The organism is Collinsella sp. AM16-21, from assembly GCF_003471905.1.
Classification (GTDB): domain Bacteria; phylum Actinomycetota; class Coriobacteriia; order Coriobacteriales; family Coriobacteriaceae; genus Collinsella.
In genome coordinates, this window is record NZ_QRKJ01000001.1 from 213,843 (window position 1) to 237,785 (window position 23,943).

Consider the following 23,943-nt stretch of genomic DNA (forward strand, 5'->3'; position numbering starts at 1 on the left):
GGAACGCCTTTCCCAATGTGACATACGGGCTGCCCCTTTGTCACATCGTGCGGTACCGACCGATTGTGCGGTACTTTTCATAGCGGAGGTTTGTGAGGGTCGCGTCGTCGAGCTGCCCAAGCGTATCGAAGGCATCAAATGCCGAAGACATGACGGCACCGGCGATCTCCTCATGCGACAGGCCCCTATCGTCGACAATGCCGTCGATGATGCCGAGCGCCAGCAGATCGGGGGCCGTGAGCTTAAGCGCCTCGGCGGCCTCATTCGCGCGCTCGGTATCCTTCCACAGGATCGACGCACAGGCCTCGGGGCTCACGACCGAATAGGCCGAGCTCGAGAGCATCAGGATGCGGTCGGCCACGGACAGCGCCAGCGCGCCACCAGAGCCGCCCTCGCCTGTCACCACCGAGACAATCGGCGTCTTAAGGCCGCTCATCTCCATGAGATTCTGGGCAATCGCCTCACCCTGGCCGCGCTCCTCGGCACCGATGCCGCAAAACGCGCCTGAAGTATCGACCAGGCACAGAACCGGTCGACCAAACTTTTCGGCCTGGCGCATAAGGCGACGCGCTTTGCGGTAGCCCTCGGGATGTGCCATACCAAAGTTGCGACGCATGCGCTCTTTGGTCGTGGTGCCGCGCTCGATGGCGATGACCGTTACGGGGCATCCGTCTTTCCAGCCAATGCCAGCCATCACAGCAGCGTCGTCGCCAAAGTAGCGGTCGCCGTGCAGCTCCACAAATCCATCCAGGCCCAGCGAGATCATCTCGCCTGCCGTGGCGCGATCTGCCGAGCGGGTCTGCTTAACAATCTCGAGCGCGGTTTTTGGTGCGGCCGAGCGCTTGAACAAGTGTCCCAACTTTTTGCCGCGGCGACCCGTATGCACGATCTCATGCGGTGCCCCCAGGCCGGGCGCGTGCCCTTCGTGCAGCGCCAACAGCTCGCCTACCGTGAGCGCAATCTCGCCACGCGGAACAACGGCATCGCAAAAGCCGTGCTCCAGCAAAAACTCGGAGCGCTGGAATCCCTTGGGCAGGCGCTTGTGCATGTTCTGCTCGATCACGCGCGGGCCGGCAAATGCCGTCAGGGCATCGGGCTCGGCCAGGATAATGTCGCCCTCCATGGCAAAGCTCGCGGTTACGCCTCCGGTCGTGGGGTCGGTGAGCACCGTGATATACAGGCCGCCCACCTCGCTGTGGCGCCTAACTGCCGCAGAAATCTTGGCCATCTGCATAAGCGATGTCACGCCCTCTTGCATGCGCGCACCGCCCGAAACGGTAAAGCCGACAACTGGCAATCCCAGCTCGGTCGCTCGCTCAAATGTGCGACAGATCTTTTCGCCCACCACAGAACCCATCGAGCCCATCATAAAGTTGGCGTCCATAAAGAAGAGAGCTGTATCGCAACCGCAGATTTTGCCCCTGCCGCACACAACGGCATCGCGCTCGCCCGAACGCTCGCTCACGCTCTTGAGTTTGTCGGCATAACCGGGAAACGAGAGGAAGTCCTCCGACGCCAGATTAGCATCCCATTCCTCAAACGTGCCCTCGTCAACCGTCATGCGCATACGGTCGCGCCCGCTCACGCGAAAGTGCTTGCCGCAACGAGGGCAGACCTCGAGGTTGTCATGCAGGCGCGCCTCATCGATCACACGGCGGCACTCCGGGCACTTGATAAACACGTGGCGCGCAGGAAACTCGGCGCACGACTCGGTCATCGGTCCCTCGAGGACGTTGACCGTCTTCGCTTTTCTATTCATCAGCATAGAGATGCCCCATCAGATCGGTGTGATACATGCCCGACAAGAACTCGTCGTTTGCCAGCACGTCGAGCTGAAGCTCGCTGTTTTCGCTCACGCCTTCAATCACGAGCTCGCCCAGGGCCGAGCGCATCTTACGAATAGCGCCGTCACGCGTGGGCGCACACACGATGAGCTTGCCGAGCATAGAGTCGTAGTACGGCGGAACTTTCGCACCGGTAAACATGGCGGAATCCCAGCGTACGCGCGGACCACCCGGCACACGCAACGCGGTGACCGTTCCACATGACGGCAGAAAGTCCGGCGTTTCGGCATTGATGCGGCACTCCATGGCGTGGTTGCGGACCGGCATGTCCTCCCGCTCAAAGGGCAGAGGCTGGCCGGCTGCCACGCGCAGCTGCCACTTGACCAAGTCGGTATCGGTCACAAACTCTGTAACCGGATGCTCCACCTGCAAGCGCGTGTTCATTTCCATAAAGTAGAAATTGCCGTCGTCCGAATACAGGAACTCGATGGTACCGGCTCCTTCGTAGCCGACGGCACGAGCCAAGTCACGCGCTGCCTTGTGCATGCGAGCACGAATGTCGTCGTGTCCGTCGAGGCACGGCGCGGGGCTCTCCTCGATCAGCTTTTGATTGCGACGCTGAACCGAGCACTCGCGCTCGCCGAGCGAAAACACATGGCCCTGCTTATCGGCCATAATCTGCACCTCAACGTGGTGCGCCGGCGAGACGAACTTCTCCATGTAGCACTCGCCGTCGCCAAAGACGGCCTCGCCCTCGGCACGCGCCTCGATGAACGCCTTTGCCGCATCTTCCACGCGCTCGACCTTGCGAATACCGCGGCCGCCTCCACCCGCACGCGCCTTGATGAGCACGGGGCAGCCAATGCGCTCAGCCTCGGCCGTTGCCTCCTCGGGACTTTTGAGCAAATCGCAGCCCGGCACGATGGGCACGCCCGCCGCGGCGGCCGTTCGACGCGCGGCGTCCTTGTCGCCCATGCTGTCGATCACCTTGGCCGAAGGACCGACAAACGCCAGGCCATACTTGTCGCAGTCGCGCACGAAGCTCGCCTTCTCGGAAAAGAAACCGTAGCCAGGATGGATCGCCTTTGCCCCCGACTTCACGGCACAGGTGAGCACGGCATCGTCGTTGAGGTAGCTCTCGGCAAGACGCGGGCCGCCGATGCAATACGCCTCGTCGGCAAGCTGCACGTGCAGCGCGTCCGCATCGGCCGTGGAATAAACGGCGACGGTCTTGATGCCCATATCGCGGCACGCGCGGATAACACGGACCGCGACTTCTCCGCGGTTGGCGATGAGCACTTTGTCGAACATGAAGCCTTCCTTAACTTTCGTGCATGAGTGCAAAAGACATATCGGCGCGGCAGCAAACCTCACCGTTGACGCTCGCAGTACCCGTCGCAAAGCGGAACGGCCCGCGCGCACGCGTGATGGTGCACACCAGATCAACCGTGTCGCCCGGGCGCACCGGGCGCTTAAAGCGCACCTTATCGAGGCTCGTATAGAACGGCGTCGCGCCGCGCGCCTCCTCGTCGCCCATCAGCAGCACGCAACAGTTTTGGGCGAGCATCTCGCACTGAATCACGCCGGGGACTACCGGGTTTCCCGGAAAATGCCCCTGCAAAAAGTACTCGTCACCCGTAATCGTGATCTTGCCGTGGGCCTCGTCGCCCACCAGCTCGGCTTCGTCGAGCAAAAGCATCGGTTCGCGATGCGGCAACAGCTTCTTGAGCTCTTCTTTGTTCATGGATATCACCTATCCAATCCTCATGAGGCAGCTGCCAAACTCCACGAGGTCGCCGTCGGCCACGCAGATCTCGAGCACCTCGCCATCCGCCTCTGCCGTCACCTCGTTGAGAACCTTCATGGCCTCGATGATGCAGAGGGTCTCACCGGCCTTGACCTTGGAGCCCACGTGCACAAACGGCTCGTCGCCCGGCGCCGGGGCAGCATAGAAAACGCCGACCATGGGAGCGGTCACCTCGGTGCCCTTGGGCTCCGGTGCGGCGGCAGGCGCCTGCGCGGCGGGCTCCGGTGCGGCGGCAGGCATGGCGACAGGAGCCACCGCCGGAGCAGTCACGGCACCCGGCATAGGCATGGGCACGGCAACAGGCTGCGCGGCGCTCGCGCGCTCGAGTTCGACCGCGGTGCCATCGGGCTCCTCAACGCGTACGCGCGTGAGGCCGCGGTCCTCCATAACATCGGCTATCTCGGCAAGTCTTTTGGAATCCATGCTCTAGCTCCTCGTATATCTACGCAGCGCGATGGCGGCGTTGTGCCCGCCAAAGCCCAGGTTGGTCGAAAGCGCCCAGGTAAGGTCGGCGCGAACCGCGCGATTGGGCGTGTAGTCAAGATCGCAGGCGGGATCGGGTGTGTGGTAGTTAATGGTCGGCGGCACCACGCCCTGCTCGAGCGCCATGGCGCAGGCCATGACCTCGATGGCACCCGTGGCACCGATCATGTGGCCGGTCATCGACTTAGTCGACGAGACATGCGCGGCGCGCGCCGCGTCCTCGCCGAGCGCACGCTTAATGCCCGCCGTCTCGGACGAATCGTTGAGCTTGGTCGATGTGCCGTGGGCATTGATATAGAGACCCTCGGAAGGCTTGACGTCGCCCTCGGCCACCGCCAGCGATATCGCGCGGGCAATGCCGGCAGCCTCGGGATCGGGGCTCGTGATGTGATAGGCATCATCGGTGTTGCCGTAGCCCACGACCTCGGCATAAATGTGCGCACCGCGCGCCTGCGCATGTTCCATGCTCTCGAGCACGAGCACGCAGGCGCCCTCGCCCATCACAAAGCCGTCGCGGTCTGCATCGAACGGGCGGCAGGCCGTCGCGGGATCGGGGTTGGTGGTCAATGCGCGGCAGGACGTAAAGCCTGCAACAGCATCGGGGATAATGGCCGCCTCGGCACCGCCCGCGAGGATCGCGTCGGCATAGCCGTGCTTGATAGCACGGAACGCCTCGCCCACCGCATGGGCCGAGGTCGCGCACGCAGTCACGACTGGCAGGGTCGGTCCCTTTGCCTTGTGACGGATTGCGATATTGCCCGATGCCATGTTGGGGATCATCATCGCGATCATGTAAGGCGATGCGCGGCGGGGCCCACGGTCGGCAATCGTATGGACGTTGTCGACGAGCGTCTGCATGCCGCCCACGCCTGACCCCACGTAAACGCCCAGGCGCTCGCGATCGATGGCGCCTTCGGCATCAAAGCCCGCATCGTGCATGGCCTCGTCCGAAGCCACCAGCGCAAACTGAACGCAGGGATCGAGATGCTTGGCGTCACGCTTGCCAAAGTACTCGTTGCCGTCAAAGCCCTTGACTTCGGCCGCCACCTTGACGGTAAACGCATCGGTATCGAAGTGCGTGATCGGGCCGATGCCACAGGTCCCGGCGCACATGGCCGCCCAGGTGGCAAGCGCGGTGTTGCCGAGCGGCGATACGGCACCGATGCCGGTGATTGCAACTCTCTGTTCCATCATGGTCTCCTCATCCAAGCCGTTCTTCGGCCCTGGTTTCTACATCGCCATTCCGCCGTCGACGCGCACGACCTCGCCCGTAATGTAGGCAGCCGCATCACTCGCTAAAAAGCGCACCACGCCGGCCACTTCCTCGGGGCGTGCCATGCGCTTAAGGGGAATCTGTTCCTCGGTTGCCGTACGCACCTTCTCCGAGAGCTTTGCCGTCATATCTGTCTCGACAAACCCGGGGGCGACCGCGTTCGCTCGTACGCCACGAGGCGCAAGCTCGCGCGCCACCGCCTTGGTAAGCCCTATCACGCCCGCCTTGGAAGCAGCGTAGTTGGCTTGCCCGGCATTGCCCATCAGGCCCACGACCGAGCTCATGTTGACGACGCAACCGCCGCGCTGGCGCATAAAGGTCTTGGTGAACGCGCGCGTCATATTGAATGTTCCCTTGAGATTGACATCGAGCACGCGATCGAATGCGTCATCGCCCATGCGCATGAGCAGGCCATCGCGGGTGATGCCGGCATTGTTGACGAGCGCCCAAATGGAACCAAAGTCGTTGAGGACCGCTTCCACACACGCGTTGACGGCAGCGGGATCGGCCACGTCGCATTGATATGCGCGTGCCGTGGCGCCAACCGCCTCACAGGCTTCGCACGTCTCGCGCGCCGCATCGACGCTGCCGGCATAGACGACGGCGATATCAAAGCCGTCCTCCGCCAGACCGACAGCGCAGGCGCGGCCGATACCCCGCGAGCCGCCCGTGACCAGTGCCACGCGACGTGAGTCGTTGCGCTCGAGCGCGCCGTTGTTCAAGTTGCCCATGTCATTCCTTTCGGGTTACAGCCCTGTGGACTATGCGAGCTCGTCGGCAATAGCTGCGACCTGCTCGGCCGTTTCGCACGAATACACGCGAACGTCGCTCAGCGTACGCTTGGCCAGGCCCGACAGCGTTTTGCCAGGGCCGACCTCAATAAACGTGTCGATGCCCTGATTCTGCAGAGCATGCAGCGTGTCGACCCAACGAACGGCATGACTCACCTGATTGGCCAAGACATCCGATGCCGCTCGCGGGTCCGCCGGATAGGGCGCCGCCGTCATGTTTGCCATGACCGGAATCAGCAGCGGTGACGGCGCGTGGCCGGCTTGGATATACGTCGCCAGCCCCTCAGTCGCCTCGGCCATATAGGGGCTATGAAATGCGCCCGACACCGCGACTTTCATAGCGCGGCCGCCAGCCTCTTTTACTAGGACGTCGAGCTCCTGCAGCGCCTCGGGCGGTCCGGCAACAACCGTCTGCTGCGGACTGTTGTAGTTGACCGGCCAGCAGTCCTCGCCGGCCTGTTTTGCCAGGTTCTCGACTTGCGCCGCATCGAGCTTGATGACGGCGCGCATGCCGCCCGGATGGCGCTCGGCAGCCGCGGCCATCAGCGCCGCGCGCTCGCACACGAGCTCAAAGCCCGCTCGCGTATCGAACGCCCCCGCAAAGGTGAGCGCGGCGACCTCGCCAAGCGAAAAACCCGCACAGGCGGCAGGTACCACGCCGCGCTCACGCAGGGCGGCAGCCGCTGCCAGATCGTGAACGAACACGCACGGCTGCGTGTTCTCGGTCTGCGAGAGCTCCTCCTTGGAGGCGCTTCGGCACTGCTCACTGGTCCCCGGGCGCACCTCGTCGGCAATGGCGAACACCTCGGCGGCCGCCGGCGATGCCTCGATCAGGTCGACGCCCATCGCGGGGTGCTGGGCGCCCTGGCCGGCAAACAGAAACGCTACGCCACCCATGCGCACGCACCCTTCAGGACGTGCTCGGCGCCATCGACCAGGTCGTCAACGATTTCACGTGCGCTTTGGCGCTCGTTGACCATGCCGGCAATCTGTCCACACAAAAACGAGCCCTCTTCGTAATTGCCGTCCTTGGCGGCCTTGCGAAGGGCGCCCGTGCCCATGGCCCCGAGCTCCTCGACGCTTACGCCCGCCGCCTCGCTCTTGGCGTAGGCGTTGGTGAAGGGGCTCTTGAGGGCACGCACCGGGTGTCCCGTCGAGCGGCCGGTCGCACGCGTCGAGGTGTCGTTGGCCTTCAGGACCATCTCCTTGTACTGCTCCGATACGGTGCACTCATCTGCGATCAGAAAGCGCGTACCCACCTGCACGCCGGCGGCGCCCAGCATAAAGGCGGCCGCCACGCCGCGGCCATCGGCGATACCGCCAGCCGCAACCACGGGAATATCGACCGCATCGACAACCTGCGGCACCAGTGCCATCGTCGAGGTCTCGCCAATATGGCCGCCTGATTCGGTACCCTCGGCAACCACGGCAGTGGCTCCACGACGCGCCACGAGGCGCGCCAGCGCGACCGAGGCAACGACCGGGATGACCTTGATGCCCGCCTCGTTCCACGCCTTCATGTACTTGGTGGGATTGCCGGCACCCGTCACGACGACCGGTACCCGCTCGTCAATCACGACCCGCGCGACCTCGTCGGCAAACGGGCTCATGAGCATGACGTTGACGCCAAAGGGCTTATCCGTCCTGGCGCGCAGCTCATGAATCTGGTCGCGCAGCCAGTTGGCGTCGGCGTTCATGGCCGCGATAATCCCTAAGCCGCCCGCCTCGGACACTGCGGACGCCAGCGAGGCGTCGGCGATCCAGGCCATACCGCCCTGGAACACGGGCTTTTCGATGCCGAGCAGATCGCAGAGAGGAGTCTTGAGCATCTCTACTTCTCCAATGCCGCCTCGACCGTATCGGCGAACTCGCCGACCGTCTTGGGGTTCTCCTCGGTATCGAGCTGGATGCCAAACTCGTCCTCAACGGCGACGAGGATCTCGACGGTGCCCAGACTGTCGAGACCAATCTCCTCGAGCGTGGACTCGGGCTTCATCTCGACATCGTCAAGACCGGCGGTCTCGCGGATAACATCGCAAACGCGCTCGAAGGTCTTCTGATCTGCCATGGTAGTTCTCCTTTGTTTGTGCCCTAGGGGCGTTTTTATTTCCTATGTGCGACTACTTCCAACGAAGTAGATAGCCACCTATATCCAGACCGGCGCCAAATCCAACGAGGGTGATGGTGTCGCCCGTGTGAAGTGCACCGGCGTTTGCCAGCCGGTCGAGGGCAAGCGGAATGCATGCGCTCGAAATGTTGCCGGTCTCGCGCAGCGTTCGAACCACGCGCTTGTCTGGCACACCGAGGCGCTTGACCGCCTGACTCAGGATTCGTTCGTTAGCCTGATGGAATACAAAATGGTCGATGTCCTCGACCGAAATGCCCGCATCGCTCGCAAGCTTATGGACCGTGTCGCAAATCGCGTTGACGCCGAACTTGAACACGCGGCGGCCATTCATGGACAGCACGCTCTCGCTATCTGCGGAGGCCTTAAACGGCGAGGTGCCGACCAGACCGGGAACGCACAACGTCTCGACGTCGGGCGCCGTCGAAAGCTCAACGGCAAGGGGGCTGTCTCCCCCAGCCTCAATCACCGCGGCGCCTGCCCCATCGCCAAAGAGCACACAGGTGGCGCGGTCGGTCCAGTCGAGCGCGCGCGTCATCTGCTCGGCGGCAACGACAAGCACATGCTTGGCTCGTCCTCGGGCGATATAGCCCTCGGCAACATCGAGCGCAAATACGAAGCCGGCGCAGGCAGCCGAGACATCGAAGGCAGGGCACGTCGCGCCCAGTCGCTCAGCAACGGCACACGCCTCGGCGGGAACAAGGTGATCACCCGTCGTCGTCGAGCAGACGATCAGATCCAACTGGCTCGCGTCGATTCCGGACACCTGAAGTGCCCGCTCGCTCGCCGCTACGGCAAGGTCGTCAAGTGACTCGGTGGTGCAGACGTGGCGACTCTTAATACCTGTGCGGGTAAAAATCCACTCATCCGAGGTATCGAGGAACTCGGACAGCTCGTCATTGGAAACACTGCGCTTAGGAAGCGCCGAGCCTGTTCCAAGAATCGTGAAACCCATCACTAACCTCCTTTGAGTTGTTGACGTGTTTACATCGACCAAGAGAGGATAGCGCATTTCAGTCGTTGTTAACGTGTTAACATTAAATTGTCCAAATGCGACAAAGGCTTCACATTGTGTCTCTCTCGACACCATTGCGTTATTCACTTATTCATTAAGGAGGTAGCAGCCGTTATGGATGCCAAATTAACGATAGTCGACGTAACCGGATCGACCAACGATGACCTGCTCGAAGCAGGAAAACAGGGAGCGCCGCACGGCACAGGACTTGCCGCCCGGGCTCAGACAGCAGGACGCGGCCGGCGCGGCCACAAGTGGGATTCAACCGCCGGCAACCTATTGCTTTCGATTGTCCTGCGTCCATGCGTTAATCCTGCGAAGTACTCTGGTCTTGCTGCCGTCAGCGGCCTAGCGGTGCTCGAGGCGCTCGAAAAACAGGGTCTTGCAAACGAGATTGGCCTCAAATGGCCCAACGACCTGGTCGCGCGTGGACGCAAACTCGGCGGCATTCTGGTCGAGGCCGCACGCGATAACGAAGGCAAACCTTTCGCCGTCTGTGGCATTGGTGTCAATGTGAACTATGCGCCCCAAGAGGTGCCCGATGGCGGCCTGCCGGCAATCGGTCTCTCGGACCTTAACGAGAACGTTCCAGCTGTCGACATGCTCCTCGATGAGGTCTATCACGCAGTTATAGACGCTATAGATGCCTGGGCAGAACGCCTCAACGCCATGGAAGAAAACACCGGACCGCTCGCGCCCGTCCACGGCGAATATGTCGCTCACCTCAATTGGATTGGAAAGCACGTTATCGCCCGCTCCCCTGCCGGTGACGAGCTGGCGCGAGGCATCTTTAAAACGGTCGATGGCTTTGGTCGTGCGTGCATCGAAACAGAAGACGGCTTGCGATCCTTCCATTTTGAGGAAGCGTCATTGCGCCCCTTGAGTGAGTAGGTCGCCACAGCCAGCCGCTCGGCAGCCTTACCCGGCGATCCAAACCCATCATGCAAAACAAAAGGGCCCCGCTACCGTAACGGCAGCGGGGCCCTTTAAGCTATGAGCGATATCGCTTAGAGCTTGATGTCGATGTCGACGCCAGCGGGGAGGTCGAGACGCATAAGCGAATCAACGGTGCCCGAGGTGGGGTCGAGGATGTCGATGAGGCGCTTGTGGGTGCGCATCTCGAACTGCTCACGGGAGTCCTTGTTCACGTGCGGCGAGCGGATAACCGTGTACAGGTTGCGCTCGGTGGGCAGGGGGACAGGACCGGAAACGCGAGCGCCGGTCTTCTGAGCGGTCTCGACGATGAGCTTCGCGGACTGATCGACGACCTCGTGATCATAGCCCTTGAGGCGAATGCGGATCTTCTGGGTAGCCAACTTAAACCTCCAAAGAGTGCGAGAGATGTTCTCGCAGGATTACGTAACAGGGAGCTCGAACTTAGGCGTTCTTGCTCATGACCTCGTCCACGATGGACTTGGGCGCGGGCTCATAAGAGTCGAACTGCATCGTGTAGGATGCACGGCCCTGGGTCTGGGAGCGAAGGTCGGTAGCGTAACCGAACATCTCGCCCAGCGGCACCTTGGCACGGATGAGCTTGCTGTTCTTGCGATCCTCCATGCCCTCGATCTTGCCGCGGCGACCGGAGAGGTTGCCCATAACGTCGCCCATGTACTGCTCGGGGGTCTCGACCTCGACAGCCATGATCGGCTCGAGCAGCTGCGGATCGGACTTCTTGAGGGCGTCCTTGATAGCCATGGAACCGGCGATCTTGAAGGCGGCCTCGGAGGAGTCGACCTCGTGGTAAGAACCGTCGAACAGGGTGACCTTAACGTCGAGGACCGGGAAGCCGGCGATAACACCGGTGTTCAGGGCCTCCTGGATGCCCTTGTCGATGGACGGGATGTACTCCTTGGGCACGACGCCGCCGACGATAGCGTTGACGAACTCGTAGCCGAAGCCCTCCTCCATCTTCTCGAGCTTGATGACGGCGTGGCCGTACTGACCGCGACCGCCGGACTGACGGACGAACTTGCCCTCAGCCTTCTCGACGTCGTGACCAGCGGTCTCGCGGTAGGCAACCTGGGGCTTACCGACGTTAGCGTCAACCTTGAACTCGCGGAGCAGACGGTCGACGATGATCTCGAGGTGCAGCTCGCCCATGCCGGCGATGATGGTCTGGCCGGTCTCGTGGTTGGTGGACACCTGGAAGGTCGGGTCCTCCTCGGCGAGCTTGGTCAGAGCCAGGGACATCTTGTCCTGCTCGGCCTTGGTCTTGGGCTCGATGGCAACGTCAATAACGGGCTTAGCGAACTCGATCTTCTCGAGGACGATCTCCTTGCCCTCGGCGCACAGGGTGTCACCGGTGGTGGAGTTCTTGAAGCCGACGCAAGCGACGATGTCGCCGGCGGCAGCGTCGTCACGGTCGATACGCTCGGCGGCGTTCATCTCGAGGATGCGGCCGAGGCGCTCGCGCTGACCGTTGGAAGCGTTGACAACGTAGGAGCCGGACTCGGCGCGGCCGGAGTAAACGCGGACGTAGGTGAGCTTACCGACGAACGGGTCGGTCATGATCTTGAAGACCAGGCCGGAGAAGGGCTCGTCGAAGGAAGGATGACGCTGGATCTCCTCGCCGGTGTCCGGATCGGTACCGGTGACGGCCTCAACGTCGAGCGGGCTGGGCAGGTAGTCGACGACAGCGTCGAGCAGCTCCTGAACGCCCTTGTTCTTGTAGGCGGAGCCCACGAAGACGAGGTTGAGCTCGTTGGCCAGAACACCCTTGCGCAGAGCAGCCTTGAGCTCCTCGACGGTGAAGTCCTCCTCCATGAGGATCTTCTCCATGAGCTCGTCGTCAAAGCTGGCAGCAGCGTCGAGGAGCTCCTCGCGCTTGGTGGCAGCGATGTCGGCGAACTCAGCCGGGATCTCGTCCATCGGCTCGGGGTAGGTCATGCCCTTCTCGTCGGCCTTGAAGTCCCATGCAGTCATGGTGACCAGGTCGATGACGCCCCAGAAGTTGTCCTCGGCGCCCATCGGGACCTGAGCGGCCACGGCGTTGGCGTCGAGACGATCCTTCATGGTCTCGATAGCGTTGAAGAAGTCAGCGCCCACGCGGTCATACTTGTTGATGAAGGCGATGCGGGGGACGTTGAAGGTAGAAGCCTGACGCCAAACGGTCTCAGACTGGGGCTGAACGCCGGCAACGGCGTCGAAGACGGCGACAGCGCCATCGAGGACGCGCAGGCAGCGCTCGACCTCGGCGGTGAAGTCAACGTGGCCCGGGGTGTCGATGATCTGGATGCGGTAGTCCTTACCGTCCTTGTTCCAGAAGCACGTGGTAGCAGCGGAGGTAATGGTTACGCCGCGCTCCTGCTCCTGAACCATCCAGTCCATGGTGGCAGCGCCCTCATGGACCTCACCGATCTTGTGGGTCTTACCGGTGTAGTAAAGAATACGCTCGGTCGTGGTGGTCTTACCGGCATCGATGTGAGCCATGATGCCGATGTTACGGGTATCGGAAAGCTTGTACTTAGGCTTAGCCATGTTAGTTCCTTACCTTAACTTACCAACGATAGTGAGAGAACGCGCGGTTGGCCTCGGCCATCTTGAAGACGTCCTCACGCTTCTTGACGGAAGCGCCCAGGCCGTTGGAGGCGTCGAGGATCTCGTTGGCGAGACGCTCGGCCATGGTCTTCTCCTTGCGAGCGCGGGAGAAGTTGACGATCCAGCGGATGCCCAGAGCGGTGGAACGACGGGAGTTGACCTCCATCGGGACCTGATAGGTAGCGCCACCGACACGCTTGGGCTTAACCTCGAGCGTGGGCTTGACGTTGTCCATAGCCTTCTTGAAGGTAGCGAGAGCGTCGCCGCCCTCGGACTTCTCGGCAACGATCTCGAAAGCGGTGTAAACGATGCGCTCAGCGGTGGCCTTCTTGCCGTCAAGAAGGACCTTGTTGATGAGCTGAGTCACCAGGCGGTTGTTGTAAACGGCGTCAGGCTGAACCTCACGACGATTAGCTGCTGCACGACGCGGCATGTGAAATCTCCTTAAGTGTCTACCGTGCGGCGCTCAAGACGGCACACGGCGAAAGTATCAAAACGTTATCTGGCTTATTTAGCCTTGGGGCGCTTAGCACCGTACTTGGAACGGGCCTGCATACGGTTCTGGACCGGAGCAGCGTCGTAGGCGCCACGGATGACGTGATAACGGACACCAGGGAGGTCACGGACACGACCGCCGCGGACGAGCACGATGGAGTGCTCCTGCAGGTTGTGGCCCTCACCCGGGATGTAAGCGGTAACTTCGATGCCGTTGACAAGGCGAACACGGGCAACCTTACGAAGAGCCGAGTTCGGCTTCTTGGGGCTCGTGGTGAAGACGCGGGTGCACACGCCGCGCTTCTGGGAGTTGTGCTGCAGAGCAGCGTTCTTGGACTTCTTGGGCACGGAACGACGGCCCTGGCGAACCAGCTGGTTAATAGTAGGCAAAGCGTACTCCTTCTCGAATGATTCCAGCTTTCTGTAAAGTGCAACGGCTTGAATCGAGGGGTCAGCATCCCCCTACGAAACACGCAGTTCGATAGGATACGTGCCGTTAGCTGTGCCGTCAACAGACCACGCCGCCGGGCGTATCCTTAAATAGCCACATTTCCGCAAACCCTCCACAAAAGGAATCCCCGCCTGTGCGCAAGTGCCCATTCCAGCCGTCCATGTAACACGAAAATGGCCGCTTCCTCTAGCAGGAAGCGGCCTAGACCTTACGAATAGACGATGGTAAAGGGTGCTTCTGTTTCGGTCTCTCCTGTTGATGTGTATCTCGTGCCCTCGAGGGTTACCGAGACCACTTGGTCGACATCAATCAACTTCGTTGGCACCCAGATGTTCTCTCCGCTATTGCGCGTATAAGAAAAATATAAGTTGAACGCCCCTGCGTCGTCATCTTCGATAATCTGCCCCGATCCATCCTTGTAGGTAACCGTCAACTTCTTCGTGACTGCGTCAATGCCCAGATCATCGATGTGCGTCTGGATGGAAAACGGGCTGATCTCGAGAGGCGTGTCATCGGAGCGGAGTTCCTTAGCATCGACGTACGCTCCAACGCTAAACTCGGGTGTCGATGCCTCGAACGGCTTCGCATCCTCTCCTTCGCCCTCGGTCCACGAGATATTCCAGGTGACCGCATGTTGAAAACCTCGCTCGCGATCCATAGAAGCAAAGTACATCGTGCCATTAATGACAGTATCGCTTGATGTGTCCTTATCAATGGTGCAGCGTGTATCAGCCCATTCCTCGCCGAAGTTCATGCTGGGTGTACCGATGCCTTGTTCTTCTTCACCATAGAGAACAAGTTCGCCTGTCTCTGCTGCCGGCTTGTAGTAGTTAACACCATTTGGATTGGACAGCGTAAACGTCACAGCACCGCAGCCGTTTTGGTCGATAGCCATATCATGAATGTCGAGTGTATAGCCGTTGCCCTCGACGGACAGATTGACCTTCTGTACTGAACCCTCCAAGCTTTGGGGCGCGATACCATCACCAAACTCTCTGGTGTAGGTATATTTCGTCCCCGACGAGCCGCCATTTGTCCAGGTAACGGACTCTCCGTTGCCATGGTTTCCCCAGGCAGAGGCAAAATAACTGGAATTGACAACAGCGTAGGCGACCCCTCCGGTCGCCAGCACTCCGGCAAGACATCCGATTACGGCAACATACAGAGGCTTCGCGTGACCCTTTCGATGAAGCGGCTCACCCGCAGCAGCATCAATAACACGGTCGGCAAGATCGCTATCGGCTTGGATGGACTCGAAGGCCTGCTTGATTTGATTGGATTTCACGGTCGCCCTCCTCTAGGATGAATTTGAGCTTCGATCGACCACGAGCTAAACGCGTTCGAACGGTCGCGGCTGGCACATGCAGCAACTCGGCAATCTCTGAAGTCGAGAAGCCCAGATAGTAATAGAGCACGATGGGAACACGGAATCGCTCCGGAAGTCGCATAACGTCTGACAGGACCGCCTTGGTCTCCTCCCGCGCCGTCGAAAGCGAATCGGCCAGACTTTCAATATCCTCCACGCGTCTCCACGGCTTTCGAAAGAGAGATTTGCATTCATTGATCGTGACCCGGATAAGCCAGCGGCGAAGATGTTCCCAACTTTCAAAGTGTCCATCGCTTTTAAGCAACTTAAGAAAGACATCTTGGGCAATATCGTCGGCATCGGCACGATCGCGCAGGTACGTCAATGCGATTCGAAACACGACATCCCGGTGATCTTCGACCGCCTGTCTAAAAGTTTGTTCTTCCATAATCACCTCCCGGTGACGCTGATGGTTCTTGATGAGGTCCTCACCATAGATACGCTTTGACCGAACGAAATGTTTCAAATTCAAGCAGGAAAAACCTACCAAAATAAACCTGTCCCTTTTTGGCGAAAGGAATCCCCTTCTGTGCGCGGGGGCAGATTCCCGGAACGGGCCGCCCGCTGTTTAAGTTTGCTGCTCTACAGTCCTGCGCAAGACGGAAAGCACATTAAGTGCTTTCCTTTGCGTGCGGAACTCGCGACAAACTTAAACAGCGGGCGGCCCGTTCCGGGAATCCGACGTGCTCGTCGGGGCAACGTTCCTCACCAAAAAAGACCCGCTTCCCTGTTGGGAAACGGGTCTTTGGAAGGGCGGTTAACGTACTAGGAAGTTACTCCTCGTCGTTGTCCTTGGCCTCTTCGGCATCGTCGGTGTCCACGAGCTGGTTGAGCAGCTCGTCGAGGGAAGCCATGTCCTCGTTGATGGCACCGTTGGCGGGAGCCTTCTTGTCGTCGATCGGGGCGCCCAGGAGCTCCTCGTCGGCGTCGGCGTGATGCGTCGGCGTGGCGGAGGTGCCCAGCAGGATGTCGTCCGGACCGTCGGGGCTAAAGACCATCTGCAGCAGCTGCGAGAGGTCTTCCTCGTCGGCAACGTCGTCGTTGTTCTCGAGGATGTAGAGCAGGTCGTGGGCCTCCAGGCCGTCACGGAGCTCCTCGATCGCCTTGGCACCGATGCCATCGATGCGCAGCAGATCCTCCTCGGACTTGCCGACCAGGTCGCCGACCGTCTCGATGCCGACCTCGCTGAACTTGTTGGTCCAGCGCTGCGACACGCCCAGGTCGTCGAACAGGTACAGGCGAGCCTTCTCGGCGGAGATGGTGTGGCCGTTGCGGGTGAACGAACCGTCAGCACCGCCGAACTCGTCGTAGCCGGCCCAGTCGAGCTGCTGCGGGAGCTGCTCGTCCAGGTCCTTGAGCTCCACAGGAGCCCACTCAGGCAGCGACTTGGCGTTGGGCGAAGCCGGACCGTCGATGTCCACGTAGCCGTCGGCCGTGCGATACGTCAGCTTGGCGTTGGCGTACGGCTTGAGGCCGGTACCGGCAGGAATCTTCTTACCAACGATGACGTTGGACTTAAGGTCGAGCAGGTGGTCGACCTTGCCCTCGATGGCAGCCTCGGTAAGGACGCCGGCGGTGCGGATGAACGAAGCGCTCGACAGCCAGGAGTCGATGTTGGACGCGACCTTGAGCGTACCCAGGATGACGGGCTCGGCCACGGGAGCCTGACCGCCCAGACGGGCAACGCGCTCAACCTCGTCGGCGAACTCGTAGCGGTCGACATACTGACCAAGCAGGTACTTGGAGTCGCCGGGGTTGGTGATCTGAACGCGACGCAGCATCTGACGTGCGAGCACCTCGATGTGCTTGTCGTTCAGGTCGACGCCCTGGCTGGTGTAGACGTCCTTGACGCTCTCGACGAAGGTGTGCATCGTCGACTCGATGTCGGTCAGCTTGCGCAGGTTGCGGAAGTTGACGAAGCCCTTGGTAATCTGGTCGCCGGCGCGAACCTCGCAGCCGTCCTCGATCTCGGGCATAAAGCGCACCGAAGCGGGGACGCGGCGCTCATCGAGGACACGGGTGTGATCCTCGGAGTCGGTGAGCGTCAGCACGTACTCGGACTTCTCGGGCTTAATCGAGAGGTGGCCGGAGTACGGAGCCAGCTCGGCCTCGCGACCCAGAATCTTCTCGTTGACGTTGCCGACGATATCGAACATACGGCTGACCGTAGGCAGACCCTGCGTAATATCGTCGACGCCAGCGACGCCGCCGGAGTGAATGGTACGCATCGTAAGCTGCGTACCGGGCTCGCCGATGGACTGGGCGGCAATAATGCCGACGGCAGTACCGATGGCGACCGGACGACGGGTGGAAAGATCCCAGCCGTAGCACTTCTGGCACACGCCGTACTTGGAGCGGCAGGTGAGCAGCGCGCGGAGCTTAACCTTCTTGAGGCCCGCATCGACCATCTTCTGGATGTCGGCGACCTTCTCGATGTAACCGTCCTGCTCAAAGAGCACGGTGCCATCGGGAGCCACGACGTCCTCAATGAAGCAACGGCCGACGAGGTCGGTGTTGAGGTCGGTGGTGCCGGGGATGATGAGGTTGTAGGTGACGCCCTCGTGCGTACCGCAGTCCTCCTCGCGGACGATGACGTCCTGGGCCACGTCGACCAGACGACGGGTCAGGTAACCAGAGTCCGAGGTGTGGGATGCGGTATCGACCAGGCCCTTACGGGCGCCGTAGGTCGAAATGAAGTACTCGAGCGGCAGCAGGCCCTCGCGGAAGTTCGCCTTAATGGGAAGGTCGATCGTCTCGCCGGACATGTCTGCCATCAGGCCACGCATGCCGCCGAGCTGACGCAGCTGGGTCTTAGAACCACGGGCGCCGGAGTCGGCCATCATGTAGAGCGGGTTCTCCTCGTCGAACAAGTCGAGCATGAGCGCTGCAACCTTATCGGTACAAGCGGTCCACTCGTTAACGACTTCGATGTGGCGCTCCGTCTCGTTGATGAAGCCCTCCTCGAAGTACTCGTTGATCTGGTCGACGTTGGCCTGGGCGCGATCGAGCAGCTCCTGCTTCTCGGCAGGGATGAGAGCGTCCCACACCGAGATGGTGAGGCCGGCGCGGGTAGCGTAGTGGAAGCCGGAGTACTTGATGGCGTCGAGGATCGGGCCGACCTTGGCCTCGGGATAGCGATCGCAGCAGTCAGCAACCAGCTTAGCCACGTCGCCCTTGACCATCTTGTAGTTCATGAACTCATAGTCTTCGGGCAGGCACTGGCGGTTGAAGATGATGCGGCCGATAGAGGTCTCGAAGCGCGCGGTCTTGTTGCCGGTGACGTCGTAGTCAACAAACTCGTTCTTGCCGTTCTTGACGCGGAAGATACGGGTGCCGTCCTCGTTGATGACGTTGGCGTTCTCGGCGGACACGCGGACCTGGATCTTGGCCTGCATGTCGACCTCGGAGCGGCAGTCATAGGCGTGCAGCGCGTCATCGAAGCTCGAGAACACGTGGTTCTCGCCCGGCAGACCGTCGCGGACCTGGGTCAGGTAGTACACACCGATGATCATGTCCTGCGAAGGGATGTTGACCGGCTTGCCGGATGCCGGCGAGCGCAGGTTGTTCGCAGAGAGCATGAGCACGCGAGCCTCGGCCTGAGCCTGGCTGGACAGCGGCACGTGGACAGACATCTGGTCGCCGTCGAAGTCGGCGTTGAAGGGCGAGCAGACCAGCGGGTGCAGGTGGATAGCCTTGCCCTCGACCAGCACCGGCTCAAAGGCCTGGATGGACAGACGGTGCAGGGTCGGTGCACGGTTGAGCAGCACGACGCGGCCGTCGATGACCTCTTCGAGAATGTCCCACACAAAGGTGGCACCGCGGTCGATAGCGCGCTTGGCGCCCTTGATGTTCTCGACCTTGCCAAGCTCGACCAAGCGCTTCATGACGAAGGGCTTGAAGAGCTCCAGCGCCATAGTCTTGGGCAGACCGCACTGGTGCAGCAGCAGCTTGGGGTCGGTAACGATAACCGAACGGCCGGAGTAGTCGACACGCTTACCCAGCAGGTTCTGACGGAAACGACCCTGCTTGCCCTTGAGGGCCTCGGCGAGCGACTTGAGCGGGCGACCGCCACGGCCAGAGACCGGGCGACCACGACGGCCGTTGTCGAACAGGGCGTCCACGGACTCCTGGAGCATGCGCTTCTCGTTGTTCACGATGATCGCGGGGGCGTCCAGGTCGAGCAGGCGCTTGAGTCGGTTGTTACGGTTGATCACGCGACGATATAGGTCGTTGAGGTCGGACGCGGCGAAGCGGCCGCCGTCGAGCTGGACCATCGGGCGCAGATCGGGCGGAATGACCGGGATGACGTCCAGGATCATGTTCGCGGGGCTGTTGCCGCCCTTCAGGAAGGCGTCAACGACCTCGAGGCGCTTAACGGCCTTCTCGCGCTTCTGCTTCTGAGAGTCCTCGTCGGCGATGATGGCCTTGAGCTTCTCGGCCTCGGAGGGGAGGTCGATGGCAGCGAGCAGGTCGCGGACGGCCTCGGCACCCATACCACCCTTGAAGTACATGGAGTAGTAACGGGTCATCTCGCGGAACAGCGGCTCATCGGAAATGAGGTCGCGCTCAGTGAGCTTCATGAAGGCGTTGAAGGCGTCCGTGCGGAGCTGCTTCTCGTCCTTGCACTCTTCCTCGATGTCAACGATGCCGGAGGCGATCTCCTCGGGGGTCAGCGGCTCCTCGTCGGAGAACTCGTCAAAGTTCTCGGGGTCGCCCTGCTCCTTGAGGGACTCGATCTGGCGGGCGCACTCGGCATCGATCTCTTCCAGATCGGCGGCGAGCTCCTCGCGCAGGTCGTCGGCGTCGGCCTCGCGGGCCTCATAGTCAACCTCGGTGATGATGTAGCTGGCAAAGTACAGAACCTTCTCGAGGTCCTTGGACTTGATGTCGAGCATACGGCTCATCGGGAAGCTCGTGGGGCTCTTGAAGTACCAGATGTGGGACACGGGAGCGGCGAGCTCGATGTGGCCCATGCGGTCGCGACGCACCTTGGCCGAGGTGACCTCGACGCCGCAGCGCTCGCAGACGATGCCCTTAAAGCGGATGCCCTTGTACTTGCCGCAGGAGCACTCCCAGTCCTTGGCGGGACCGAAGATCTTCTCGCAGAACAGGCCGTCCTTCTCGGGCTTGAGGGTACGGTAATTGATGGTCTCCGGCTTCTTGACCTCGCCGTGCGACCAGGAACGGATCTGGTCGGCGGAGGCAAGGGAGATCTTTACCGAGTCAAAATCAGTAGCTTCGAAATCTGCCACAGTCAACTACTCCTTATCAGTGGTCGTGGCGGCGACAGCCTCGGGCGCCTCGGCGGTCTCGGCATCCTCGGCCTCGACGTCGGCGTCAACGCCGGCGAGCGCAGCCAGGTCGTCGAGAGCAGAGGTCTCCTCGGCGGTCACAGGGGCGGAGGCGTCCTCGTCGGCATCGTGCATGGGCTCGATGTCCAGTGCGAGGGAGCGGATCTCCTTGACGAGAACCTTGAAGGACTCGGGGATTCCCGGGACCGGAACATTCTCGCCCTTGACGATGGACTCGTAGGTCTTGACGCGGCCCACGGTATCGTCGGACTTGACGGTCAGGATCTCCTGCAGGACGTTGGAAGCACCGTATGCGTACAGTGCCCAAACTTCCATCTCGCCGAAGCGCTGGCCGCCGAACTGGGCCTTGCCGCCCAGAGGCTGCTGGGTAACCAGGCTGTAAGGGCCGGTCGAACGGGCGTGGATCTTGTCGTCGACCATGTGGCCGAGCTTGAGGATGTAGGACGTACCCACGGTAATGGGCTCGCGGAACTCCTCGCCGGTGCGGCCGTCGAACAGGCGGGTCTTGCCGCGCTCGTCAAGCTGGGTGACAAACTCGGGGCGCATGTGATCGCCAAAGGCAGCGGTGGCCTTGTTGAGCATGTTCTTGTTGGCGCGACGAATGACCTCGGCGATCTCGTCCTCCTTGGCGCCGTCGAAGACAGGCGTCGCGGTGAAGAACGGACCGGGGACGTACTTGTCGGAATCGGCCTGCTCGGTATCCCAACCGCAGGCAGCAGCCCAGCCAAGGTGGCACTCGAGCAGCTGGCCGACGTTCATACGCGAAGGAACGCCCAGCGGGTTGAGGATAACGTCGATCGGGGTACCGTCAGCCATGTAGGGCATGTCCTCGACCGGCAGAACGTTACAGATAACACCCTTGTTGCCGTGGCGGCCGGCAATCTTATCGCCCTGCTGGATCTTACGACGCTGGGCGACGTAGACGCGCACCTGCTCGTTAACGCCGGGGGCCAGGTCGTCGCCGTTCTCGCGGCTAAAGCGGACGACGTCGATGACGCGGCCGTAAGCGCCGTGAGGCATCTTAAGGGAGGTGTCACGAACGTCGTGAGCCTTGGCACCGAAGATGGCGCGCAGCAGGCGCTCCTCGGCGGTCAGAGCGCTCTCGCCCTTAGGCGTGACCTTGCCGACCAGGATGTCGCCAGGGCCGACCTCGGCGCCGATGCGGATGATGCCGTCCTCGTCGAGGTTGGCAAGCATGTCCTCGGAGAGGTTCGGGATCTCGCGGGTGATCTCCTCGGGGCCGAGCTTGGTGTCGCGGGCGTCGATCTCGTGACGGGTGATGTTGATGGTCGTCAGCAGGTCCTCGGCCACCAGGCGCTCGGACACGACGATACCGTCCTCGTAGTTAAAGCCTTCCCACGGCATGTAGGCCACGGTGAGGTTCTGGCCCAGTGCGAGCTCGCCGTGATCGGTCGAAGGACCGTCGGCCAGAGGCTCGCCCTGCTCAACGGTGTCACCGACGCGCACGAGCGGACGGTGGTTGATGCAGGTGGACTGGTTGGAGCGCTGGTACTTGGCCAGGTGATACTCATCCATGCCGCCGGCATGCTTGACGATGATCTTGGCGGCGTCGGCAAAGATGACCTCGCCGGCGTTCTTGGCCAGGGTGACCTCGCCGGAGTCCAGAGCGGCGCGGCGCTCCATGCCGGTACCGACATAGGGAGCGGCGGGGTGAACCAGCGGCACGGCCTGACGCTGCATGTTAGCGCCCATCAGCGTACGCTTGGCGTCGTCGTGCTCGAGGAACGGGATCAGCGTGGCTGCGACGGAGAGCATCTGACGCGGCGAGACGTCCATGTAATCGACGTCCTCGACAGGCACGTCGGCGGGAGCGCCGAAGGAGCCGTCGAAGTCGCGGGTACGGGCGATCACAGTGTGCGGGCGGACAAGCTTGCCCTCGGCATCGGTCGTGATGAATTCGTTGGTCTTAGGATCGAGCGGCGTGTTGGCCGGCGCGATGACGTGCTTCTCTTCCTCGTCAGCGGTCATCCAGTCGATCTGGTCGGTGGCAACGCCGTTCTCGACGCGACGGAACGGGGCCTCGATGAAGCCATACTCGTTGACGCGGGCGTAGAGGGCGAGCGAGCCGATCAGGCCGATGTTGGGGCCTTCGGGGGTCTCGATCGGGCACATGCGGCTGTAGTGCGAGTTATGAACGTCGCGGACGGCCGTCGGCACGTTGGTGCGGCGGCTGGAGCCCGACTTGTGGCCGGCAAGACCACCAGGGCCGAGTGCGGACAGACGGCGCTTGTGGGTCAGACCGGTCAGGGGGTTCGCCTGGTCCATGAACTGCGAGAGCTGCGAGGAACCGAAGAACTCCTTGATGGAGGCCACGATCGGGCGAATGTTGATGAGCGACTGCGGGGTGATCTCGTCGATGTCCTGGGAGCTCATGCGCTCACGGACGACGCGCTCCATACGGCTCATGCCGATACGGAACTGGTTGGCGACGAGCTCGCCGACGGTACGGATGCGGCGGTTGCCAAAGTGGTCGATGTCGTCGACCTTGAAGCCCTGCTCGCCGGCAGCGAGGGACAGCAGGTAGCGCAGCGTCGCGACGATATCCTCGTCGGTGAGCACCGTGACCTCTTCCTCGGTGGTGAGGTTGAGCTTTTTGTTGACCTTGTAGCGACCGACGCGGGCCAGGTCGTAGCGCTGCGGGTTAAAGAGCAGACCCTCGAGCAGGCTGCGGGAAGCGTCCACGGTGGGAGGCTCGCCCGGGCGCAGGCGACGGTAGATCTCGATGAGGGCGTCCTCGCGAGTGAGGGCGGTGTCGCGCTCCAGGGTGCGCTTGATCACATCGGAGTTGCCGAGCAGCTCGATGATATCGTCGTTGGTGACGGCGATGCCAAGGGCGCGCAGGAACATCGTGGCGCTCTGCTTGCGCTTACGGTCGATGGAGACCATGAGCTGGTCGCGCTTGTCGACCTCAAACTCAAGCCAGGCACCGCGGGACGGGATAATCTGGGCCTTGTAGATCTGCTTGCCCGAATCCATCTCGGAGCTGTAGTACACGCCCGGGGAGCGGACGAGCTGCGAGACGACGATACGCTCGGTACCGTTGATGATAAAGGTGCCCTGATCGGTCATCATGGGGAAGTCGCCCATGAAGACGAGCTGCTCCTTGATCTCGCCGGTCTCCTTGTTGGTGAGACGGACGTCGGTCAGAAGCGGAGCCTGATAGGTCATATCCTTCTCGCGGCACTCCTCGACGGTGTGCGCGGGGTCGCCGAACTGATGCTCGCCGAAGGTAACCTCGAGAACATGGTTCTGGCTCTGGATGGGGCTGGATTCCTTGAACGCCTCACGAAGGCCCTCGTCCTTAAAACGCTCAAAGGATTCCCTTTGAACAGAGATAAGGTTGGGGAGCTCCATGGCCTCCGGGATTTTCCCGAAGCTGACGCGCTTGCGCTCAGTGGCAGTGTATGCGTAGGTCACCAGGTTTTTCCTCCTTCACGGAAATGCTCGGTGGGTTGGCGAGGCATGGCTTCGCCAGTTATCGCA

General features: G+C 61.5%; 19 protein-coding genes. 1 reads left to right on the forward strand and 18 read right to left on the reverse strand.

Annotation, left to right across the window (positions count from 1 at the left end; translation table 11 throughout):
* Nucleotides 1-40: 40 nt before the first annotated feature.
* Genes accD through DW180_RS00960 form a run of 10 tightly spaced genes read right to left on the reverse strand, consistent with a single transcriptional unit; the run spans nt 41 to nt 9,218 of the window.
* A complete protein-coding gene (gene accD / locus DW180_RS00915) occupies nt 41-1,765 on the reverse strand; it encodes an acetyl-CoA carboxylase, carboxyltransferase subunit beta (RefSeq protein ID WP_118236988.1) in 1,725 nt (574 codons plus the stop codon).
* Nucleotides 1,752-3,095 (reverse strand): acetyl/propionyl/methylcrotonyl-CoA carboxylase subunit alpha, encoded by a 1,344-nt coding sequence (locus tag DW180_RS00920; protein WP_118236990.1) that lies wholly within the window; start codon nt 3,093-3,095, stop codon nt 1,752-1,754. Before DW180_RS00920 ends, accD begins: the two co-directional genes overlap by 14 nt.
* 10 nt (nt 3,096-3,105) lie before the next feature.
* Complete coding sequence (gene fabZ, locus DW180_RS00925; protein WP_022094192.1) at nt 3,106-3,528, reverse strand: 3-hydroxyacyl-ACP dehydratase FabZ; 423 nt, start codon at nt 3,526-3,528, stop codon at nt 3,106-3,108.
* A gap of 9 nt (nt 3,529-3,537) precedes the next feature.
* On the reverse strand, nt 3,538-4,014 hold the full coding sequence (gene accB / locus DW180_RS00930; RefSeq protein ID WP_117765060.1) for an acetyl-CoA carboxylase biotin carboxyl carrier protein: 477 nt from the start codon (nt 4,012-4,014) through the stop codon (nt 3,538-3,540).
* A 3-nt stretch (nt 4,015-4,017) separates the two neighbouring features.
* On the reverse strand, nt 4,018-5,268 hold the full coding sequence (fabF, locus tag DW180_RS00935) for a beta-ketoacyl-ACP synthase II (RefSeq protein WP_233545130.1): 1,251 nt from the start codon (nt 5,266-5,268) through the stop codon (nt 4,018-4,020).
* A 36-nt stretch (nt 5,269-5,304) separates the two neighbouring features.
* Nucleotides 5,305-6,078: a 3-oxoacyl-[acyl-carrier-protein] reductase gene (fabG, locus tag DW180_RS00940; RefSeq protein ID WP_117765064.1), complete on the reverse strand. Its 774-nt coding sequence runs from the start codon at nt 6,076-6,078 to the stop codon at nt 5,305-5,307.
* A gap of 30 nt (nt 6,079-6,108) precedes the next feature.
* Nucleotides 6,109-7,035: an ACP S-malonyltransferase gene (locus DW180_RS00945; protein ID WP_117765066.1), complete on the reverse strand. Its 927-nt coding sequence runs from the start codon at nt 7,033-7,035 to the stop codon at nt 6,109-6,111.
* Nucleotides 7,023-7,967 carry an enoyl-[acyl-carrier-protein] reductase FabK gene (fabK, locus tag DW180_RS00950; protein ID WP_117563768.1) on the reverse strand — a complete coding sequence of 315 codons (945 nt, stop codon included), beginning with the start codon at nt 7,965-7,967 and terminating at the stop codon, nt 7,023-7,025. Before fabK ends, DW180_RS00945 begins: the two co-directional genes overlap by 13 nt.
* A gap of 2 nt (nt 7,968-7,969) precedes the next feature.
* Nucleotides 7,970-8,206, reverse strand: a complete 237-nt coding sequence (locus DW180_RS00955) for an acyl carrier protein (RefSeq protein WP_006235019.1) — start codon at nt 8,204-8,206, stop codon at nt 7,970-7,972.
* A gap of 52 nt (nt 8,207-8,258) precedes the next feature.
* Nucleotides 8,259-9,218 (reverse strand): beta-ketoacyl-ACP synthase III, encoded by a 960-nt coding sequence (locus tag DW180_RS00960; protein WP_117563769.1) that lies wholly within the window; start codon nt 9,216-9,218, stop codon nt 8,259-8,261.
* Between the two features lie 174 nt (nt 9,219-9,392).
* Between DW180_RS00960 and DW180_RS00965 the strand changes: the two genes are divergently transcribed.
* Nucleotides 9,393-10,169: a biotin--[acetyl-CoA-carboxylase] ligase gene (locus DW180_RS00965; RefSeq protein WP_117635351.1), complete on the forward strand. Its 777-nt coding sequence runs from the start codon at nt 9,393-9,395 to the stop codon at nt 10,167-10,169.
* 116 nt (nt 10,170-10,285) lie between these two features.
* On the opposite strand, the gene rpsJ is transcribed toward DW180_RS00965, so the two are convergent.
* From rpsJ to DW180_RS01005, 8 genes are all read right to left on the reverse strand, one after another.
* Nucleotides 10,286-10,594 carry a 30S ribosomal protein S10 gene (gene rpsJ / locus DW180_RS00970; RefSeq protein ID WP_022094184.1) on the reverse strand — a complete coding sequence of 103 codons (309 nt, stop codon included), beginning with the start codon at nt 10,592-10,594 and terminating at the stop codon, nt 10,286-10,288.
* A gap of 61 nt (nt 10,595-10,655) precedes the next feature.
* Nucleotides 10,656-12,755, reverse strand: a complete 2,100-nt coding sequence (gene fusA, locus DW180_RS00975; RefSeq protein ID WP_022094183.1) for an elongation factor G — start codon at nt 12,753-12,755, stop codon at nt 10,656-10,658.
* Nucleotides 12,756-12,774: 19 nt separating this feature from the next.
* On the reverse strand, nt 12,775-13,248 hold the full coding sequence (gene rpsG / locus DW180_RS00980) for a 30S ribosomal protein S7 (protein WP_006235013.1): 474 nt from the start codon (nt 13,246-13,248) through the stop codon (nt 12,775-12,777).
* A gap of 74 nt (nt 13,249-13,322) precedes the next feature.
* Nucleotides 13,323-13,700: a 30S ribosomal protein S12 gene (gene rpsL / locus DW180_RS00985; protein WP_006235012.1), complete on the reverse strand. Its 378-nt coding sequence runs from the start codon at nt 13,698-13,700 to the stop codon at nt 13,323-13,325.
* A 269-nt stretch (nt 13,701-13,969) separates the two neighbouring features.
* Nucleotides 13,970-15,046: a DUF4179 domain-containing protein gene (locus DW180_RS00990; RefSeq protein WP_118236992.1), complete on the reverse strand. Its 1,077-nt coding sequence runs from the start codon at nt 15,044-15,046 to the stop codon at nt 13,970-13,972.
* Nucleotides 14,997-15,515: an RNA polymerase sigma factor gene (locus DW180_RS00995; RefSeq protein WP_118237103.1), complete on the reverse strand. Its 519-nt coding sequence runs from the start codon at nt 15,513-15,515 to the stop codon at nt 14,997-14,999. The genes DW180_RS00990 and DW180_RS00995 overlap by 50 nt, the downstream gene beginning before the upstream one ends.
* A 385-nt stretch (nt 15,516-15,900) precedes the next feature.
* Nucleotides 15,901-20,379 (reverse strand): DNA-directed RNA polymerase subunit beta', encoded by a 4,479-nt coding sequence (locus DW180_RS01000; RefSeq protein WP_199412394.1) that lies wholly within the window; start codon nt 20,377-20,379, stop codon nt 15,901-15,903.
* Nucleotides 20,380-20,385: 6 nt separating this feature from the next.
* Entirely contained in the window at nt 20,386-23,814 is a 3,429-nt protein-coding gene (locus DW180_RS01005) for a DNA-directed RNA polymerase subunit beta (RefSeq protein WP_229071722.1), read from the reverse strand.
* Nucleotides 23,815-23,943: the final 129 nt, after the last annotated feature.